Origin of the sequence: Campylobacter sp. JMF_01 NE2 (genome assembly GCF_027737365.1) — a bacterium.
Taxonomy (GTDB): Bacteria; Campylobacterota; Campylobacteria; order Campylobacterales; family Campylobacteraceae; genus Campylobacter_B.
Genome location: NZ_JAOVTR010000002.1, coordinates 249,628 through 269,183 on the forward strand (window position 1 = coordinate 249,628; position 19,556 = coordinate 269,183).

Sequence of the window (19,556 nt, forward strand, 5' to 3'; positions counted from 1 at the left end):
GGTTTCTAAATGTAACGCCCCTGTAACCTTTTTTCGTGGTGGTTTGGAAACGAAAATTTTACTAAGTGCCTTTTCAACATTTTTTCTAAAATTTTTCTAAATAAATAAAATCATCAAGGCGAAGTTTTTTCTTTGTTCGCTCATCTTTATCGAGCCTATTTTGCAAAATTTCTTTATATTTTTCTTTGTCAAATTCGCCAAATTCATCTTTTGAACTCTCTAAAAGTTTTTTGGTTTCGATATGGCTCATAAATTCATTAAACGCTTTATTCATTTTTTCGTTGCAAAGTGCGACTATAAGGGCATCTTGTGCGTGGTGCAAATGAGTGTTGCGATTTTTTTCTTCAAGCCCTAAAAATCTACGAAGCGGTGTAGTAAAACCGCCGTTTATCGAATAAACATGGCGAGAATTTTCAGATTTTAACGGCAAAAATTTCAGATAATCTTTCGTATAGTTCATAATAAGGCGATTTAAATAAGAAGTATCGTTTAAGTTGCTCGCACGAAAACCCTGCTCACGGCTTTTAAAATCACTGTTTAAAAGCTTTTTAAATTTGGCTGGATTTGCCTTTTTGTAGTGAATTTCGGCAAAATTTTTGATAAATTCCCATTTTGGCGTATTTCCCCAGCACTCAAAAGGCGTGCGGTTTTTCTTCTCTTGATTTTGCGAAATAAAAACCAAAACTTTATTACTCTGGCTATCGTCAAAACTCCTAGAATACGGCAAAATATGATCAACTTCAAGCCTTTTGGGATCTAATAAATCTTCACGCGTGATTTTTTCTCCGCTGTAAGCGCAAAACTCATTTTGCTCGATGAAAAGCTTCATTTTTAGGATATTTGCGCTATTTATTTCAAGTCCATATTGTTCTAGACGATTTTTCGCGGCTTCGTTTTTGGCAAAATTTTCGTTTTGTTTTTTTATCGCTTCGTTTCTGCTAGCGAAATTTTTACCGACTTCGCGCGTAAGCTCAAAATAAATTTGATGAACCAGCCCGTGCTTTTTGATAATAGAATTTAAAACTTTTCGATATTCGCTCACAGCCCTTGCTACGACCGGATTTGTCAGACTTGCTCCGTGTGGCGTGTCGCAAAGCGGTGGTAAATTTTCGCTTTTTTCACGAATTTTTAGAGTTAAATTTGCTTCTTTACACGCCTCGTCATATCGTTTGCCACTCATCATCAAAGGCAAAATTTGCCTTAACGCTTTTTCGCTTAGCTCGATATTTGTGCTAAATTTTAGTTTTAAAAGCTCGTTTATTTGCTCGTCATCAAATTCATACTTACTAAGAGCGATTTTAAGGCTGTCAAAATCCTTTTTATAGGTGCAAATTCGTGCAATATCATTAAATTTATCATTAAAAACATCGCAAAATTCACCACCAAATTTTTCAGAGCAAATTTGAGTAAATTTTTTATATTTTTTAAAATCTATAAAAATATCGCTTAAATCATCTTTTTTTGAGCCTTTAATTTTGTAATTTTGCAAATTCAGTGCTTTTGCCAAATCTTTATATTTAAATTCGCCTTTTGATTTTGCAAGATTTAAAATTTCTATAATTTTTTCTTGTTGCAAAATTTCGCCTGTGTCTTTGTAGATATTTATAAGCGTATTTATAATCTTAGTTAAAGCGATAAATTCTTGTGCCAATGGCGTAAATTTTGCCACTCTTTTTTCTTTTTCGTAAAAAATACATTTGCCAACTTTATTTTCAAAGTCTTTTAATGGACGAGAGTAAAAGACCTTTTGTATGAGATTTTGTGCAAAATTTTCGCTAAATTTATAGCCGAATTCGGCTTGTTTTTCTAAAATTAGCGTAAGTTCTTCTTTGTTTAGACTTTGTGGAATTGAATTTTCATAATTCCCCGCTCCGTCTTTGTCGCGGTTACGAATACTTGAAATTTCCTTTTTTTTCAAAATCGTTTAAAAGCATATTAGAAGCTGTTTTAAAACCACGCTCAGTAAATTTTTTATTTTTTGAAATAGCACCTAAGACTTTTTTACTATCTGCGTCATCACTATCGCCAAAATACCGCAAATCATCATATCCGCGGTGTTTTGCGATATGTAAAATCACTCTTGCAAGTTCAAATTTATCTAGTTTTCGCTCCAACGCAAATTTGCGAAGTTGCCACGGATTTAACGTGTTTTTATCAGTAGCGAAAATCTTCGGCAAATTTTCGCCCTGCATAATAAAATCGTTAAATTTAATATCAAATTCTTTGCAAAGTAGCCTTTTGACAGCATTTAATCTTGCTTTTCGCCTTGCAAGACGACGCCTTGCGCTTCTTGCCTCGCGCCTAGGCAAAGCAAGAGACGAACCATCTTTTGGATTTTCAGCTTTTTCAAAAATTCTCACACCACAATCAATAATCTCAAATTCATTATCGCTTTCGCCTGTATCAACTAGCGCCCAGCCGATACTTGAAATCCCAATGTCAAAACCGATTTTACGCATTTTTTATCCTTTGTAAAATTCAAAAAAGCAAATTTTACAACAAATTTAATTAAAAATAAAAAAAATAAGCATAAAAAAAGCGCATCTAGCGGGGCTAGACGCGCTTTAAGACAAAATAAAAACTGAAATTATTTATCTCTTAAACCAAGTTCTGCAACTAGTTTTGAATATGTAGCGTAATCTTTGTTTTTTAGATATTTCATCATTCTTTTTCTTTGACCTACGATTTTAAGTAGTCCAAGGCGAGATGAGAAATCTTTTGGATTTGCTTTGATATGATCTGTAAGATATGCAATCTTTGCAGAAAGTAGCGCGATTTGCACCTCTGCTGAACCTGTATCTTTCTCTTTTCTAGCGAATTTCGCAACTATTTGTGCTTTTTGAGCCGTGTCTAAAGCCATAATGACCTCCTGATCGGTGAAATAAAATAAGCGGTAATTATACTAAATTTACCTAAATTTTTGCTTTTTTTGGGTAAAATAGTCGGATTTATCAAAAAAGGAGAGAAAATGCTCTTTACAAAAGCGTCAGAATACGCCCTACTTGCGATGATTTGCATAGCTCAAAATCAAAATAGCGAGTCTGTGGATGTCGATACGATATCTGAAAAACTTCAAATTTCACGCAGTTTTTTAGCCAAAATTTTGCAAAGCCTAGCTAGAAGCAAGCTTTTAAACTCATTTAAAGGTGCCAAAGGCGGATTTAGTCTAGCCAAAAAACCTAGCGAAATCACCCTACTTGAAATCATTACAAGCGCCGAAAAACGCAAAGCTTCGATTTTTGATTGCACACAAGAAGGCACCAAAGGCTGCCCAAACGGACGGGCTTTGTGTCGCGTAAATCTCATGTTTAACGAGCTTCAAGACAAAGTCGATGAGTATATGCAAAATGTCACCTTGCAAGACATTATCAAAAAAGAGCGTTAATGAAAATTTACCACCTAAGCCACACCGATTTAGACGGATACTCTGCCCAGCTCGTAGTCGCGCACTACCTTAGTGGCGTGGAGTTTTTTAACGCAAATTATGGCAAAGAAATCGTCGAAAAATTTGACCAAATTTTGGGCAAAATCGATGAAAATTTGCAAACTAACCCAGACGCAAAATCACTTGTTTTGATAACTGATCTAAATTTGCTCCCCGCTCAGTGCGAGAAATTTCAAACACAATTAGCGCAAAAAAACGCCAAAATTTTCTTGCTCGATCATCACCAAAGTGGCGCAGAGTGCGCACAGAAGCACCCTTGGTATCTACTAGATAATTCTCGCTGCGCTACCAAAATCACCTATGATTTTTTCAGCGCGATTTTTGGCGAGGACGAAGAGCTAGCGAAATTTGTCAAGGTCGTAAATGCAGTCGATATCTGGCTAAAAGATGAGAGCGAATTCGAGCTTGGCAAGGTTTGCCTTGGTATGGTTTCAAATGCAAAAGAGATCAACAAAATCATGTTTGAAGAGCAAAGCAGAGAGTATATAAATTTTTTGCTAAATAAAATTTTTGAATTTCAAAATTTAAATGAGCCTCACATAGCCCTAGATGACGCGCTTCACGCTATCAAAAAAAGCTTTTTTAATAGTGAGCGAAACGACACGCTAAGCAACCTAATCTCAGATTATGTCGTAACTCTTCTTGGCGCACAAAAAGAGAGATTTAGTATCGAATACGAGGGCTTTAAGGGCATTTTGACCTATAATATCGGCAATGTCAGCGTCATCGGAAACGATTTTTTGGTCAAAAACCCAGATATTGATTTTTTCATCGATGTAACCTCGAAAAAAACGCTAAGTTTTCGCGCAAACGGCAAAGTCGATGTGAGTGCAATGGCGAAAAATCTACTTGGCGGTGGCGGACACGCGAACGCTAGTGGCGGGATTTTCATCGGTTTTAAAGACGCGAATTCATACGAAGCGATAAAGTCCCAAATCGAACAACTCATAAATTTAAAAACCCAAAAGGCAGACAATGAAATCTGAAAACGAAAATTTAAGCAACGATGATTTAATCTACGAGCTAAATATCACACTCGAAGCCATGCTAATCTACGCTGGCGTCAGACGCGACAAACTCCAAGTCGCCGCGCAAGCCTATATCGAAAATATCGACGCTGTTTTGCAAAACTCAGACGCACAGGGTGCAGACGAGCCAATCGCTGTGGTTGAGTTTTTGCGCGCAAACAAACCTGAATTATTTAATTAAAATTTTAAAAAATTTATTGGAGGGAGATTTTATGAAAAAATTTTTAGTTTTAGCATTTGTAATGCTTTTTTCGACACACGCTTTCGCAGCGGATAAAAAATACCGCTTGCGCCTAGCTAGCACCTGGGAAAGCACCATGCCTGTCCTTGGCGACGCGGCTAATGAGTTTAAAAAATACGCCGAAGAGCTAAGTGGCGGACGATTGGAAATCCGTATCGACACTCCGTCAAAGCACAAAGCCAGCTTTGGTGTTTTTGATTTTGTCAAAAGCGGTCAGTATGATTTAGGCTATACTTCGCTGTATTACTACAAAGGCAAGGACGCAAAGACCATGCTATGGACTGCCGTGCCGTTTGGTATGACTACTGATGAGCAACACGCTTGGTATTATTATGGTGGCGGAAAAGAGCTAAATGATAAAATGTTTAGCGCGTATGGCATGAAGACATTTCTAATGGGCTCAACCGGCATGCAAATGGGCGGTTGGTTCAAAAAAGAGATCAACTCGTTAGCTGATTTGCAAGGCATTAAATTTAGAATTCCTGGCTTTGGTGGCGAGGTAATGAGCAAATTAGGCGCTACGATAAACACTGTCCCAACTGGCGAGCTATTTATGGCGCTAGAAATGGGCACAATCGACGCTGTGGAGTGGGTAAGCCCGGTGTATGATATGCCTCTTGGCTTCCACAAAGTGGCGAACTACTACTACACAGGCTGGCAAGAACCAGCTGGGGATTGCCAAATTTTGGTGAATTTAAAGGCTTTCGAGAAGCTTCCTGCTGATTTGCAAGCTATCATCGAAGCAGCAACACGCCTAGCTGGCGAAAATTTCCAAAACAAGGGCTTTTATGAGAATTCTAAAATTTGGGCAGAGCTTAAAGCGCAGTTTCCAAATGTGCAAGTCCGCAATTTCCCAGCCGATGTAGTCGAAAAACTAAAAAGCGCGACAAATGAAATTTTAGATGAAGAAAGCGCGAAAGATCCGCTTTTCAAAGAGATTTTAGATAGCCAAAGAGCCTTTTTAAAAATCGGCCGCGAGTGGAACAAAATCAGCACAAACGCCTATATCAACAACACTTCAAGCGATTCAAATACTTCAAATTAATTTGTAGGGCAAGCTTGCCCTACTTTTAAATTTTAATTTTGTGGCAGTTTGCAACGATTCAAAAAATAGCACGCAGGACAAAATCCACTTACCCCCACGACAAACGGCACTAGCCCCACTGCGCCCCACCAGCTGTGATAAAACGCCCCGACTACCATGATTATCGCGCCGATTACTATGCGAATCATACGGCTTTTTATGCTTTGCATACTCTCTCCTTTTTTCTAAATTTTACGAATTTGACGCGATTATAGCATTTTAAGAGCGCTCTCATAGTGATAAAATCACCGAAAATTTGTCAAATTTAAAAATTTTCGTGGCTAAATTTGACACAAAAGTGTCTGAAATTTTGAGTAAAATCCAATCGAAATTTAAAAGAAAGGATAGAAAATGCGAAATTCAGGCGTGCCATTTGAGATTAGCGAAAAGTTCAGACTTTGGGTTTTAAGGACGATAGCCTATATCAACGAATACAAAATGTTCGACAAAGAAGAGGAAATCGAGTATGATTTCGAAGGCTCACAAAACAAAGTTGATAAAAATTTCATCAAATCCGAGCTTAGTAAATATGAAAACAAAAATTTAAAAACCTATAAAATTTTAGATGACAACCTAAATTTCATTTGCAAATTTTTAAATCTAAACCAGACCGAGCGCGATATACTCGAATTTTCGATATGCGTTCGCGTATTTGACAATCACAACTTTTTTAGAGGGTGCAGATACACAGATAAAATCACTAGCGCAAATCTACACTACGCTATCGCAACAATCTTAAATTTAGACCAAGACGCCGTAAGAAAGGCACTGGATAGAAAATCAAATTTGATGAGTAGCTATATTTTTAATAAACTGTGCCACAACAACTACAAACCCAGCATAGACGAAATACTTGACTACGCCGATGAGAATTTCCCATACAAAATGGTCGAAAGTGGCACAGATATTGAGTATTTGTTTTCATACTATTTGCGCAAATGTGGCGATTGCGAGCTAAATTTTAGCGATTACGACTATCTCAAAATCGATGAAGATAGCCTAAAAAGCTTCGTATCGCGTGGGCTAAAAGGCACAAATATCTTGCTTTATGGCGAGCCGGGCACTGGCAAGACAGAATTTGTCAAAATGTTTGCCAAAAGCGTAGGCAAAAGCCTATACGAAATCCCATATTGCGATGACGATGACTTTCGCTCCGAAAAGGGCGACGCTAGATTTCGCAAGATTAAATTCACAGACAAAATTCTAAAATCGCACGAGGCTTTGATAATGTTCGATGAAGTCGAGGATGTATTTAAAAGCAACGATATCTCCAAAGCCATGATAAATCGCACGCTAGAATCCAACGCCGTGCCGACATTTTGGGTTACAAATAACATAGAGTGCATGGATAATGCCTATATTAGGCGATTTGATATGGTGATTGAGTTTTCTTTGCCGCCAAAGCGCAAAAGGCTCGAAATTATCCAAAAATACGCCCAAAACCATATTTGCGAGCGCACAGCCAAAAAACTAGCCAAAATCCCCCAAATCTCGCCTGCGCTGATTTCTGGCGCAACAAAAGTCGTTTCAAATATCCAGAACGGAGATAAAGATGAAATTTTCAAAAATCTCATTTTTGGAAATTTAAAGGCGCAGTTTGGCGAAAATTTCGGCACAAAAAAGAAAAAACAAAAAATCAAAATTTCGCCAAATTATGACATAGCCTGTGTGAATTCGGCGCTAAATTTGACAAATTTAAGCACCGAGTTAAAAACGGCAAAAAGCGCTAGGATTTGCATTTACGGACCTAGCGGGACTGGCAAAAGCGAGTTTGCGAAATTTTTGGCAAAAGAGCTAGGCAAAGAGTTGATTATCAAAACCGCTAGCGACTTGCTAGATGCCTATGTAGGCGCAACCGAGCAAAATATCGCCATGGCGTTTAAGCAAGCAAAAAAGAAAAAAGCAGTGCTGGTTTTCGACGAAGTCGATAGCTTTTTGCAAAACAGACGCGGTGCGCGTGCCTCGTGGGAAATCACCCAAGTCAATGAAATGCTAACGCAAATGCAAGATTTCGACGGAATCTTTATCGCCACGACCAATCTAATCGACACGCTTGATGAGGCTAGCTTGCGCAGGTTTGATATGAAGCTAAAATTTGACTATCTAAGCGCAAAACAAGCACTTAGACTACTTGAAAAGGGCTGCGTGGCCATGGGTGTGAAAATCACAAATTCGGCAAAAAAGCGACTAGCAAATTTAGCCTTTCTCACGCCGGGCGATTTCGCCGCCATTATGCGCGCGCATAAATTCGCCCCTATCGCGAGCGCAGATGATTTTATCGACCGGCTGGAAAGCGAAATTTCGCATAAAAATCATAATGCGCTAGCGGGCAAAATCGGCTTTATTTAAAGCGAAATTTGGCTGAATTTCAGCCAAATTTTATGATTTTTTCTAATCTTTCAATTTCAGACTCCAAGCCTTCAAACTTTTGCAATTCACCTACTTCAATCTTTTGATTGACGCCGTTTTTGAAGTGCGAAAGCCCAGATATTTTGCCATTTATCGTGAAAAAATTTTTCCCAGATTTTTTGGCAAAATTTAAAATTTCAACCAAAATTTCCACCATAAATTTCGGTAATTCATACTCGCCATAAGCTAACCAAATATCGCTAAAATCGGCTTTGATTTTGGATTTTATCAAATTTAAATTATACAGCGCATCGCATTTATCATAGAGCTTTTCGCTTAAATTCGCAGGATTTGAACTTATTAGCGGATAAATGCTAAGCACGCAGTATCCATTATAGCCGCTAGCTTCGCAAAATTCGATGATTTTTCGCATTTTTTCGTTGCAGATATAAAGGTCGGATTCTTGGGGGTTGCTTAGCAAGATTAGCAGTTTTTTGTCATTTGCACTCTCTTTGCTAGGGCGTTTTTCTAGTATGTATCTGTAAAATCTAGCGTCGCTAGCTTCTACTTTTTCGCAGATTGTGGGGCGATACTGGCTCGGATAGATAGCGGTAATGTCTCGTAAATATGTCATTTTATCTCCTTTGAATTTGCAATTTTAGCAGGCAAATTTGACAAAAAATGTCTATCTTTTCTGTTAAAATCGCAAAAAATTTTAAAAAGGGGCGGAAATGAAAAATGCAGCAGCGATAAAAAAAGATGGAAAAATTGGCTTAATAGACGAAAACGGCAATGAGATTATCCCTTGTGAATATGATGGCGTGATACGCTGTGGGTATGGTATGACAACTGTAATGAAAGATTTTATGTATGGAGTTTGCGACGAAAATGCAAATTTGATAATCCCGTGCATTTACGATGAAATTCACTTATACAAAAATTTTATCGTTGCCATTAAACTTGGTCGAAAATGCGGACTTTTTGACAAAAAGGGAAATTTGATAGCGGATTTTATCTACGACTATATATACACCCACGATGAGATACTCTTCATAGTCAATAAATCGGGAAAGCGTGGTATTATAGATAATTTTGGCAAAGAGATTATTCCTTGTGTATTTGATGGCATTTTCTTTTGCAAAGACAACTTTTTTGGTGCGAACAAAGACGGCAAATGGGGATTTATCGACAAATTTGGAAAAGTTATTATTCCATTTGAGTATGATAGTGTAGGAAATTATACATATTTGCATCAAGAACTTTTTATACGCTATAACCACGAATTAAAATCTAATTTTATAAAAAGCAAAAAAAACAACAAATTTGGCTATATCGATATGAAAGGCAATGAGATTATCCCTTGTATCTACGATGATATCAATCAGTTATGTTTATCCCAACCGCAAAGAGCATTATTTATGATTGAATATGGTGGCAGATATGGCCTTATAGACGATAAAGGCAAGATTCTTGTACCTTGCATTTATAGCTATATCGATATTATTTATGAAGACTTGATTGTTGCCCATGATAACAACAATTTAATGGGTATTATCAACCACAACGGCAGAGTTATAACTCCATTTATCTACGATGTTATTGAGGCTTTTCACGATGATATGAGCCTTGTTAGCAAAGATGGCAAATACGGCTATATAGACAGATCGGGGCAAGAAGTTATACCTTGTATCTATGATTTTGCTGATTATTTTAGAGACGAACTTGCTTGTGTAGGGTTAAATGGCAAATTTGGAGCGATTGACAAAAAAGGCATATTTGTTATCGCACTAAAATTTGATAAGCCTTTTATTTTTAATCACGGAGTTGCCGTTGTAAGCCAAGAAACAAAAATTAAAAATGACATATATAGCCATATCTATAAAGGATTGATAAATAAAAAAGGCGAATTTTTGGCTCCTTGTATTTATAACACCATAAAAAATTTTAGAGATTTTACTTGGGATAGTGCTTGCATCACAATTTGCGATGAAAAAGAAAATTTTGTGACAGAGCAATGGGGAATGATTGATAATGAGGGCAATGTTTTGGTGGATTTCATATACGATGAGGCCAAGCCATTGGAGGATGATTTTGCAATTTTGTGTAAAAATGAAAAATATGGCGTAATAAACAGAAAAGGCGAATTTATACTACCGCTCAGATATGATGAGATATTTTGGTATGAATATCAAAGCGTAGTCCAACTCAAAAAAAATGACAAATGGGGACTATGCGATAAAAACGGCAAAGAGATAACCCCTTGCATTTACGATAAAATAGGTTTTTTCAAGAATATAGATGAAAAAACTGAGTATTTTGGTTTGCGATTTTTTTCATGATAAAAACAGCAAATTTAAAGCTGGGGGGGGGATATAATCAAAAAATTTTTTATGAAAGGATTTAAAATGGTAATTGCTTTAACAGGTCATGTAAAGATAGAAAAAGCACTATCTTTGCCAGTAGTCGATGAAACTCTTAGAACTTACAATGAAGAGGCTTATGAAATCGCTAAAAAAGATATTTTTAATGCTTTGAAAAAAGAAATTCCAAATATCGAAAATGAAGATGTTATTTTTGTAAGTGGTATGGCAAGGGGTGGCGATGAGATTTTTGCCGATATTGCAATAGAGCTAAACAAAAAACTTATTTTATGTGTGCCAAACTCCATAAAATGGCATAAAAGGCAAAAAAAATCTGCCATAAAATATGATGAAATTCTACAATACAACAAAGTCGAAGTAAGAGAAATCAAAAAAGACTATAACGGCGGGAACTACCACTTTGGTTATCTCGCTAGAAATCAAGCTATGGTTGATTTGATAGATGATGAAGGCTTTTTACTGGCATTTTACAGATACAATAGTTCTGGTGTTTTAAATACCATAAAAAGAGCCGAAGAAGCAAATAAAAAGATAGTAAAAATTTAATAAAAGGAGTATTTATGAGTTACTGGTTACATAGAATTTCAAACGGTAAAAATGTTTCTTACCCGTTGTTAGAAAAAGAAGGATATATCTCAATCGGATTTTCTGACTATTCAAACAAAGATTTTTTACAAAAAGTCTTGGCTGACGATGGTTATATGAGATTTTTAGACAATATGGAAATTAGTCCAGAGTTGGATTGGATAAAAAAATATCGAGCCAAATATAATCTATGGTATTTTGTAACAAATATGAAAAAAGACGATATAGTCGTAGTCCCAAAAGACGGCGGTGAATTTTGGATTTGTAAAATAGAAGGTGATGCCTTGCTGATTTCAGATGAGAGTGTAAATTTGCCTAATTTGGGCGATAAAAAAATCATACGAGAAAATAGCAGAATAAAATTAGAAAATAGCGATGATTTTATAGATATAGGCTATGTTAGAAAGGTAAAAATTTTAGCAAAATTATCCCGTGCCGAACATGCAGATAGTGCCCTAACCGCTCGTATGAAAATTAGACAAACTATGGCAAAAATCGATGATTTGGCAGATAGTGTAGAAAATGCACTAAGCCGAAAAAATGCAAATTTATCAGAGGCGATTGAAAAAATGGCTAAAATTTTGCATAGTGAAATTTTAAAAAATTTAAACCCTGATAAATTTGAAAATCTTGTAAAAACATATTTTGAAAAAATAGGTGCAATAGAAGTAGTTATCCCGTCAAAAAATAGATCCGATAAAGAAAACAATGATGATGTTGATGTGATGGCTGTTTTTGATAATATAAAAACAGTTATTAATGTTCAAGCGAAATTTCACGAAGGTCAAACCAATGATTGGGCTGTAACTCAGATAAAAGAATATGCCGAAATAAAGCAAATTGCCGAAGATGATTATTTCAGGCAATATTGGGTAGTTTCGACAGCAGATAGGTATTCGCAAGAAGCCATAAATTTAGCAAAAGAAAATAAAATAAGACTTATTACTGGCATAGAATTTGCCAAAATGATAATCTCTGCTGGAATAAAAATATGACCAAATTTAGCCAAGCCTAGCTTGGCTAAATTCTTTAAAATTCACGTTAAATTAAAAGGATAGAAATATGCTAAATTTAGACAAATTCCCGCTAGAAATCGGTGCTTTACAAAGAAAACAAGGCTCAAATGCGTTTGTTAATGATAGCCGTGGAATGGCTTGCCTTATCGATACGAAAGAAAACAAGATTAGTTTTGGTCTTTTCAGACCGGCAGGTGCTCATTTTGGCACATTTAGTGTAAAGGACGAAGAAGAAGCTATACAAATAATCAAAGATTTCAAAGTTGGCGATAGAAAAATTACTGATTATTCGCCATACTACGATGATAGTTTAAAAAAAGAGTATCGGATTTAAAAAACGATATAGAATTTCTAAAAGACACGATAATCGATGTGCAAGACAACGAGCGAAATTTAGAGAAAAAAATATCAAATTTAGAAGCGAAAATAGCGGTTTTAGAAAATACAATAATCGATTTAGAGCACAGACTAGATGGCATAAACGATAGGCTTGAAGCTGGTTATTTGTGATAATCACGAGATAAGCAAAGTTTGCAAGACTAGCTTATCTCGCCTAAATACCCCGCGATTTGCGCCTTTATCTCATCATTTAGCCAGGCTGGTTCGACGACCTTGATATGTGGCAAAAACCGATAAATCAGCGGTTTGACCTCCATAGGATTGCTAAACCCAAACTCAATCTCGATCGAGCCGTCCTCGCACTCCTTTGTAAAATCGCAGTTGATATATGGTTTGCGCCTAAAATACTTCGCGATCACTTCATCTATCCACAGCCTCGCCCTATATTTATCTTCGAGCTCGAACCACACCGAGCGCGCCTGTTTTATGCGCTTTTGCACCTGTGCGGATGTTTTGAAAACCTCGGGCGTGATTTTTATATTTTCGATATCTTTGAAATGAAATTTCTTAAACCTATCCCCTTCGCCGCAATCGAACACAAACAAATACCAAAACCCCTCCAAAAACGCGATTTTTAGGGGTTTTGCTTTGAATTCATGCTTGCCGTAAGTGCATTTGATGATATTTTTGTTTTTTATCGCTTTTTGGACAAGACTAAATTTTTCTATTGATTTTTTATCCAGCTTTTCGTTGCCAAAAAACGCCAAAATCTGCTCGTCCATGCCTCCAAGTAGCCCAGAAATCAGCTCGCTATTTTTGAAATAAAAGTCAGAGGATATGTTTTCGCACAAACTTGCTATCAGGCTTAGCACCAGCCTCTCCTCGTCGCTTAAATCCCGCATTTGCGCGCTAGGGTCGTATTTCCAGCTCCACCCCTCTTTCACCACGCCATAACCCTTTAAAATCTCCATATCTCTACCTATCGTCTTTGCATTGACACCGAAAATTTGGGCTAATTCTTGCGTTTTTGCGGGGCGAGATTTGATGAATTCAAAAATTTGATTTAATCTTTTATTTTTTTTATTTTCCACTTGTTTTAGCGGTAGCATGAAAAATCCTTGAAATTTAGTAAATTTTGCCCTATTTTATCAAAATTTTTGGCATAAAATTTTAATCTAATGCGATAAAATCGAAGAAAAATTTTAAAGGGCAGATTATGAAATATATCATAGGAATTTTGGTTTTTATCGGATTGATTTTTGGCGGGGTTTTCGCGCTACTTTGGAGCGATTTTGGCAACTCTATCACTAAGCCATATATCGAGCGATACCTTTCGCAAAAAACGGGCTTTGATATTAAGCTAGATAAATTCGACCTTAACTGCGACGATTTCGATATTACGGCGCTAATTAATGGCGAAATTTCGGCTCATTTGGTGGGCAAATACGACATTTTTTCCAAAAGCTTCGACACAAACTACGAGCTAAATGCAAAAGATCTAAAAAGCTTTGGCGTAGCACTTGACGGGGAAGCGATTTCGCTAAATGGTCGCGTGCTAGGAAATATGCAAAAAATCAGCGCAAACGGCGCAGGACGGGCATTTGATAGCGATGTGAAATTTCTAGCTAATCTCACAGATTTTATGCCCACAGACCTGCAAATCGTAGCGCCAAATTTAAATGTCGCCAAAATTTTAGCCGTGGCAGGTCAGCCACTTTACGCCACCGGAAATGTCGCCATTAACTCCAATATCATCGCCACAAACGGCACACCAGAGGGCAGTGCGACCATAAAATCGCAAAATTTATTGCTAAATGAAAAGGCGCTAAAAGATTTAAATATAACTATCCCAAGTGGCGTTAAAATCGCGCTAAACTCCGATATCAGCGTGAGCGAGGGTATCGCCAAAGCCACGAGCGAAATCAGCTCAAATTTGGCAAATTTAAGCGCGAAACAAAGCGTTTTTGATATGCAAAAACGCACCCTTCAAAGCGATTTTACCCTAAGCGTGCCTGAGCTTAAAAATTTAGCCAAAATCATAAATTTCGAAACCTCTGGCGATTTACTCGCTAGTGGCGAGCTAATCAGCGATTTTAAGGATTTCACGCTAAAAAACACAAACATAAACGCCTTTAAAAACGGCCTTAAAGCCGTGATAAATGGCGCGTATAATGCGCCTAGCAAAGACGGCAAAGCAAGCGCAAATTTCGCTATTAGTGACTTTGCCAAACTCTCTCACATCACAGGGCAGAAATTTTCAGGCTCTGGCAAGGGCGTGGCTGATATCACGCTAAAATCGGGCAAACTAGCTAACCTAGCCCTAAATCTCGACGCGCTTGGCGGAAATTTGATAGCTAGTGGCAACCTTAGCGCGCTAAGCGTGCGCGCAAAATCGCTAAATTTGGCAGTTATAACCTCATTTTTGGGCATGGAAGCTATCGGAAATGGCGCGATAAACGGCGAAGCTAAGCTAAATCTAGATTCTGGAATAAATGGCGAACTTAGCGCAAATATCGCTAATGGCGTGCTTTATAAAAAATACCTCGACAAACTTAGTGGCAAATCTTTCCCAAGCGATACGAAATTTAGCCTAAATTTGGGTGCAAATATCAAAAACTCGCTTGCTAATTTTACCGCCAAACTTGGCTCAGATTTGGCGAATTTCGACAAAATTTCAGGCACCTACAATCTCAAAACTAGCACTCTAAACGCCGATTATAGCGTAAATGTGCCAAATTTAACCAAAATGAAATTTTTAACTGGCATTGAGCTGTTTGGCAAATTTAACGCAAACGGCAAAATTGATTACAAGCCTAAAAATTTTGCCGTTTCGTTTGCGTCAAATATCCTTGGCGGAGCGATGAACGGCAAAATGATAAACGATGATGTCAGCGTCAAACTCACGAAATTCGCAGTCAAAGACCTGACCGATATGCTTGGTGTGCGCCACATTTACGACGGCGTTGGGGACATGGATTTTAGCTACAACACAAAGTCAAAAAAGGGTAAATTCAACTCCCTCATAAATCAAGGACGCCTAAAAAGTAGCGATTTTATGGGCGTTGTAAGCAAAATTTTAGGTCGCGATTTAGCCGGCGAAGTTTATAATAATGTAACCTTAGACGGCACAATCGTGCAAAATTTAATCACTTTTAACACAAATATGAGCGCGCAAAAAAGCAAACTAAATGTGAGTGCGGGCAAATTTGACACCCAAAGCAAGCAAATCAATATCCCAGTTAAGGCAAATATCGAAAAAACGGATATTAGCGTCCAAATCACAGGCACTACGCAAAACCCAAAATATAGCGTCGATTCTGCGTATTTGAAGGAAAAATTAAACAAAGAAATCAGCAAAGGTATCGACAAACTCTTAGGCGATAAGGGGTCTAAATCAGGGCAAAACACTGGCGCGCAAAATAACGCCAAAGAAAAAAGCCGTGAAGACAAGGCAAAAGAGGCTGTTAAGGGGATTTTAAAGGGGCTGTTTTAACGCAAAATTTGGCTAAATTTTAAAATTTAGCCAAATTTTAAAATTTTTAAAATTTCAAAAAATTTCGGCGCAGTATTTTGCAAACCAAAATTTAAACAAAACGCAAAATTTCAAAATTTCAAATCTCAATCACCACGACCTTGCCCCTGCTAAGGGCGATTTTGCCTGATTTTTCCATCTCTTTTAGCACGCGCGATACCGCCTCTCTGGCACTTCCGATATGATTGGCTATATCTTCGTGCGTCGCGCACACTTCGCCGTTTGCGCCCAAATTTTCGCGCAAAAAGCCCATTATGCGCTCGCTAAGTGGCGCGAAAATCGCCTGCTCGCTAGCCATTATGACTTGCGAAAAGCGTTTGGCTACGATTTCTAGGGCGAAATTTAGCACGCTTGGGTAGCGTTCTTTTAGGATTTTGAAAATGCTTGGCGGGATTACGATAAGCTCGCACTCGCTTCTAGCCTCGACGCTAAGGCGGTTTTGAGCAAGGGCGAACTTGCAAGTATCACAGATCATACAGCTCTCGCCGTTTTGTATGCTAAAAACGGTCAGCTCCTTGCCCCCAGTGCCGATAAATGCGCGCAAAAGCCCGCTACGAAGCAAAACATAGCCCAAACAATCCTCGCTAGCATAGATTATCTGCCCTGCTCTTAGGCGCTTTTTATACGCGTTTTTGTAAATCAAGCTCAAATCATCACCCTCAAAATCAAATTTATCGCAAAAATTTCCCTTCAAAAACTCCCAGTCTTGCGCTTCTAGCATATTTCACCCCTAAAAATTTTATAAAGCTTTCATTTTACACTTTTAAACTACCATTTACTTTAAATTACTAATATTTTGAAAATTTTTAAGGAGATGCAATGAAAAGCCTAACCCTTCCACTAATCGTATCGTGCGCGCTCTGTGGCGCAAACGAGCTAGAAAAACCAAAGCAAAATTTCATCGAAATTTATCAAAACGATAGTTTTTTGACCCAAACTTTTAGCCCGGGCTCTGCGAAATTTAGCGTAGAAATCCCTGCCACACTCGATTTAGGTCTGCTTGAAATAAAAAGCGAGTGCGAGCTAGAAAACCTTGAAGACAGTGGGATTTATGAGATAAAAAGCGACGAGCGAAAACGCCTAGAAGAGGCACTCGCAAAAGTAATAGCGCAAAAAAAGGCAATCCAGGCCAAGATTGAATTTAGCAAAAATTTAGCTAGTTCTGGTAGCGGAAATGCAGATGAATTTTACATGGGCGCGCTAATGGATTTTGAAAATATAGCTAAGCTTCAAGCCGATGAGAGCGCGCTAAATGAGCAAATCGCACGCACACCAAGTGCGCAAATGAGACATGCGAATTTAAGCTTTGCGTGCGCGCCAAAGAGCGTTGCATTGCGATACGCGGCGTTTTTAAACGAAGGTGCGAGCGCGAAAATCAGCGCCGATACAGCGAAGCAAAAGCTTGCTATCACGCAATCAATCCGCGTGAAAAACCCGCTAAATTCGGCTCTTGACGCGCTTAGTGTGGCGATTTATCCGTATGCGTATTCTGCCCTGCTCGCCCCAAGGCCGTTTAAAGCGCAATATATCGGTGGGCAAACATACGAAGCAGATGGCGTGTATATGCAAAAAGCCATGCTAAGTGCCGCGCCAAGGGCTGCGATGAGCAACCGCGCCGTGCAGGCGACAAATGCCCAGCTCACGCTATCGAACTCATACACGATTGAAAATTTAAGCATTGCGCCAAATGAGAGCGCGAAAATCGACTTTGACAAGCAAATTTTAGAGGCGAAATTTAGCGTTTTTATCGACGCATACAGCCAAAATTTAGCGTTTTTGCAGGCCAAAACAAAGCTTGAAAAACCACTCAACCATGCCCTTACGACAATCGAAATCGACGGGGTAAATGCAGGCCAAGACTGGCGCGAAGAAATACCTGCGGGTGTGGATACTAGCGTGTTTTTAGGACAAAATCGCCTAATCAAAGTCACCAAAAAAATCGATGAGAAAAACACCAAAGAAAACTTTTTTGGCACCAAAAAAACCACGATTTCTAGCTGGAATTACGAGGTGAAAAACACAAGCAAGCGGGCTTGGGATATCGAACTACTTGCCAAAATGCCACTAAGCGCGGACGAGAAAGTCAAAATCACTGATAAAAGTGGCACGAAAGCTGATAATATCGACACTGAGGGCCGAGTAAGCTGGAAATTCAGGCTAAATAACGGCGAGGCAAAAACGATAAATTTCGGATATGAAATCAGCGACGCTAGAAGCGAGTGAAATTTGGGTTTAGCGCCCAAATTTTGGGCTAAATTTAAAAAATCATAGGAATTTTTTCCTATGATTTGTAAAATTTTTAGTAAAATTTTGTGAATTATTTCACGCTTGCGATGACTTCGATTTCTACAAGAGCGTCTTTTGGGAGTTTTGCGACCTGAACGGTTGAGCGAGCCGGTTTAGTGTCTTTGAAATACTCACCATACACCTCATTTACCGCCGCGAAATCGCCCATATCAGCCAAAAAAATCGTGGTTTTAATCGCGTGGTCAAAGTCGCTTCCAGCCTTTTTCAAAATCGCTTTTAAATTAGCCATAACCTGCGTAGTTTGCGCTCTCACATCGCCACCAGCGAACTCGCCATCTGGCGTGAGCGCAATCTGACCAGAAGTGAAAACAAATCCGTTTGCGACGATTGCTTGTGAATACGGCCCAATGGCACCTGGGGCTTTTTTTGTCGAAATTACCTTCATACAGTATCCTTTCAAAAAAAAATTAAAAAATTTTAGCCACTTTTAACTTATGAGCCAATAAATTTAAGTTTTTTTATAAAACTATCAAATTTTAGCCAAAAATCAGTCCATAAAGTAGCTTTAAAATCGTGCATGCAACGACGAAAAGCAGTATCGTGCGCACGAATTTCACGTCCTTTTTCACGACCAAATTCGACCCCATCCAGCCGCCTACTATCTGCGCGCAACCCATGATGATACCTATCATCCACAGCACCTGTCCGCCGATGATAAACACGCCTAGTGATACGATATTTGAGACGAAATTTAAAATTTTTGTCTGCGCGACGGCAGTTTTCATGTGAAGTCCTAGCACGCCAACTAGCGCAAAAGTCCAAAACGACCCAGCCCCAGGTCCGAAAAATCCGTCATAAAATCCCAAAAGCAGACCAAACAAAACATAAAATAAATTTTTGCTCATCTTTGCTGCGCGCTCGCTCTCGCCTAAATTTGGGCTTAGCACAGTGTAGATAAAAAGTGCTAAAAGCAAAACCGGGATAATGTAGTTTAGAAATTTCGCGTCGATTAAAAGCACCACACGCGTGCCAATAAATGCGCCAATGAGAGTGCAAAGTATCGCTAGGGCGATTTTGCGCGGATCGACTAGCCCTTTGAGCGTGAAATTTAGCGCCGCAGAAAATGTGCCAAATGTGCCTTGAAGCTTGTTTGTGCCAAGGGCGAGGTGTGGCGGGATACCCACTGCAAGCAGTGCCGGCAGGCATATCAGCCCGCCTCCGCCTGCGATTGCGTCGATAAATCCACCAGCAAACGCCGCAGCAACTAAAATCAAAATTTGCCAAATTTCAAATTCCACACTCTCCCCTT

Annotated in this window: 21 protein-coding genes; 12 read left to right on the forward strand and 9 right to left on the reverse strand. The window is 38.5% G+C overall.

Going from position 1 to position 19,556, the window contains the following annotated elements; translation table 11 throughout:
• Window positions 1-85 precede the first annotated feature (85 nt).
• The 3 genes from cas9 (OFO01_RS04485) to rpsO form a co-directional block, all read right to left on the reverse strand.
• Window positions 86-1,918: a type II CRISPR RNA-guided endonuclease Cas9 gene (gene cas9 / locus OFO01_RS04485; RefSeq protein WP_270858993.1), complete on the reverse strand. Its 1,833-nt coding sequence runs from the start codon at window positions 1,916-1,918 to the stop codon at window positions 86-88.
• A complete protein-coding gene (gene cas9, locus OFO01_RS04490; protein ID WP_270858994.1) occupies window positions 1,887-2,459 on the reverse strand; it encodes a type II CRISPR RNA-guided endonuclease Cas9 in 573 nt (190 codons plus the stop codon). Before cas9 (OFO01_RS04490) ends, cas9 (OFO01_RS04485) begins: the two co-directional genes overlap by 32 nt.
• Window positions 2,460-2,587: 128 nt before the next feature.
• Entirely contained in the window at window positions 2,588-2,860 is a 273-nt protein-coding gene (gene rpsO / locus OFO01_RS04495) for a 30S ribosomal protein S15 (RefSeq protein ID WP_270858995.1), read from the reverse strand.
• A 108-nt stretch (window positions 2,861-2,968) separates the two neighbouring features.
• Here rpsO and OFO01_RS04500 point away from each other — a divergent pair, with 108 nt between their 5' ends.
• The 4 genes from OFO01_RS04500 to OFO01_RS04515 are packed head-to-tail and all read left to right on the forward strand — an operon-like array spanning window position 2,969 to window position 5,759.
• Window positions 2,969-3,385: an Rrf2 family transcriptional regulator gene (locus OFO01_RS04500; protein WP_270858996.1), complete on the forward strand. Its 417-nt coding sequence runs from the start codon at window positions 2,969-2,971 to the stop codon at window positions 3,383-3,385.
• On the forward strand, window positions 3,385-4,431 hold the full coding sequence (locus tag OFO01_RS04505) for a DHH family phosphoesterase (protein ID WP_270858997.1): 1,047 nt from the start codon (window positions 3,385-3,387) through the stop codon (window positions 4,429-4,431). Before OFO01_RS04500 ends, OFO01_RS04505 begins: the two co-directional genes overlap by 1 nt.
• Window positions 4,421-4,654, forward strand: a complete 234-nt coding sequence (locus OFO01_RS04510; protein ID WP_270858998.1) for a hypothetical protein — start codon at window positions 4,421-4,423, stop codon at window positions 4,652-4,654. Before OFO01_RS04505 ends, OFO01_RS04510 begins: the two co-directional genes overlap by 11 nt.
• 31 nt (window positions 4,655-4,685) lie before the next feature.
• A complete protein-coding gene (locus OFO01_RS04515) occupies window positions 4,686-5,759 on the forward strand; it encodes a TRAP transporter substrate-binding protein (protein WP_270858999.1) in 1,074 nt (357 codons plus the stop codon).
• Window positions 5,760-5,791: 32 nt separating this feature from the next.
• On the opposite strand, the gene OFO01_RS04520 is transcribed toward OFO01_RS04515, so the two are convergent.
• A complete protein-coding gene (locus OFO01_RS04520) occupies window positions 5,792-5,968 on the reverse strand; it encodes a YgaP family membrane protein (protein ID WP_270859000.1) in 177 nt (58 codons plus the stop codon).
• Window positions 5,969-6,149: 181 nt separating this feature from the next.
• Between OFO01_RS04520 and OFO01_RS04525 the strand changes: the two genes are divergently transcribed.
• The gene (locus OFO01_RS04525; protein ID WP_270859001.1) at window positions 6,150-8,147 is read left to right on the forward strand and encodes an ATP-binding protein; all 1,998 of its coding nucleotides are present in this window, start codon (window positions 6,150-6,152) and stop codon (window positions 8,145-8,147) included.
• Between the two features lie 19 nt (window positions 8,148-8,166).
• Here the strand turns inward: OFO01_RS04525 and OFO01_RS04530 are convergent, their stop codons facing one another.
• Window positions 8,167-8,781, reverse strand: coding sequence for a DUF1643 domain-containing protein (locus OFO01_RS04530; RefSeq protein ID WP_270859002.1), 615 nt, complete (start codon window positions 8,779-8,781; stop codon window positions 8,167-8,169).
• 97 nt (window positions 8,782-8,878) lie between these two features.
• Between OFO01_RS04530 and OFO01_RS04535 the strand changes: the two genes are divergently transcribed.
• The 5 genes from OFO01_RS04535 to OFO01_RS04555 all read left to right on the forward strand — a co-directional run bounded on the left by OFO01_RS04535 (window position 8,879) and on the right by OFO01_RS04555 (window position 12,639).
• Window positions 8,879-10,486 (forward strand): WG repeat-containing protein, encoded by a 1,608-nt coding sequence (locus tag OFO01_RS04535; RefSeq protein WP_270859003.1) that lies wholly within the window; start codon window positions 8,879-8,881, stop codon window positions 10,484-10,486.
• A 66-nt stretch (window positions 10,487-10,552) separates the two neighbouring features.
• The gene (locus OFO01_RS04540) at window positions 10,553-11,074 is read left to right on the forward strand and encodes a DNA-processing protein DprA (RefSeq protein WP_270859004.1); all 522 of its coding nucleotides are present in this window, start codon (window positions 10,553-10,555) and stop codon (window positions 11,072-11,074) included.
• A 14-nt stretch (window positions 11,075-11,088) separates the two neighbouring features.
• Entirely contained in the window at window positions 11,089-12,108 is a 1,020-nt protein-coding gene (locus tag OFO01_RS04545) for a restriction endonuclease (protein ID WP_270859005.1), read from the forward strand.
• Between the two features lie 67 nt (window positions 12,109-12,175).
• Complete coding sequence (locus OFO01_RS04550) at window positions 12,176-12,463, forward strand: hypothetical protein (RefSeq protein ID WP_270859006.1); 288 nt, start codon at window positions 12,176-12,178, stop codon at window positions 12,461-12,463.
• A 38-nt stretch (window positions 12,464-12,501) separates the two neighbouring features.
• Entirely contained in the window at window positions 12,502-12,639 is a 138-nt protein-coding gene (locus tag OFO01_RS04555) for a hypothetical protein (RefSeq protein WP_270859007.1), read from the forward strand.
• A 29-nt stretch (window positions 12,640-12,668) separates the two neighbouring features.
• Here OFO01_RS04555 and OFO01_RS04560 read toward each other — a convergent pair whose 3' ends face one another.
• Window positions 12,669-13,577 (reverse strand): helix-turn-helix transcriptional regulator, encoded by a 909-nt coding sequence (locus OFO01_RS04560; RefSeq protein WP_270859008.1) that lies wholly within the window; start codon window positions 13,575-13,577, stop codon window positions 12,669-12,671.
• 107 nt (window positions 13,578-13,684) lie between these two features.
• On the opposite strand from OFO01_RS04560, the gene OFO01_RS04565 reads away from it, so the two are divergent.
• A complete protein-coding gene (locus OFO01_RS04565; protein WP_270859009.1) occupies window positions 13,685-15,961 on the forward strand; it encodes a hypothetical protein in 2,277 nt (758 codons plus the stop codon).
• 118 nt (window positions 15,962-16,079) lie between these two features.
• Here the strand turns inward: OFO01_RS04565 and OFO01_RS04570 are convergent, their stop codons facing one another.
• Window positions 16,080-16,721: a Crp/Fnr family transcriptional regulator gene (locus OFO01_RS04570; RefSeq protein ID WP_270859010.1), complete on the reverse strand. Its 642-nt coding sequence runs from the start codon at window positions 16,719-16,721 to the stop codon at window positions 16,080-16,082.
• A gap of 98 nt (window positions 16,722-16,819) precedes the next feature.
• On the opposite strand from OFO01_RS04570, the gene OFO01_RS04575 reads away from it, so the two are divergent.
• Window positions 16,820-18,223 (forward strand): DUF4139 domain-containing protein, encoded by a 1,404-nt coding sequence (locus OFO01_RS04575; protein WP_270859011.1) that lies wholly within the window; start codon window positions 16,820-16,822, stop codon window positions 18,221-18,223.
• 94 nt (window positions 18,224-18,317) lie between these two features.
• Here the strand turns inward: OFO01_RS04575 and OFO01_RS04580 are convergent, their stop codons facing one another.
• On the reverse strand, window positions 18,318-18,692 hold the full coding sequence (locus OFO01_RS04580) for a RidA family protein (protein ID WP_270859012.1): 375 nt from the start codon (window positions 18,690-18,692) through the stop codon (window positions 18,318-18,320).
• Window positions 18,693-18,783: 91 nt separating this feature from the next.
• Window positions 18,784-19,545 (reverse strand): TSUP family transporter, encoded by a 762-nt coding sequence (locus OFO01_RS04585; RefSeq protein WP_270859013.1) that lies wholly within the window; start codon window positions 19,543-19,545, stop codon window positions 18,784-18,786.
• Window positions 19,546-19,556: the final 11 nt, after the last annotated feature.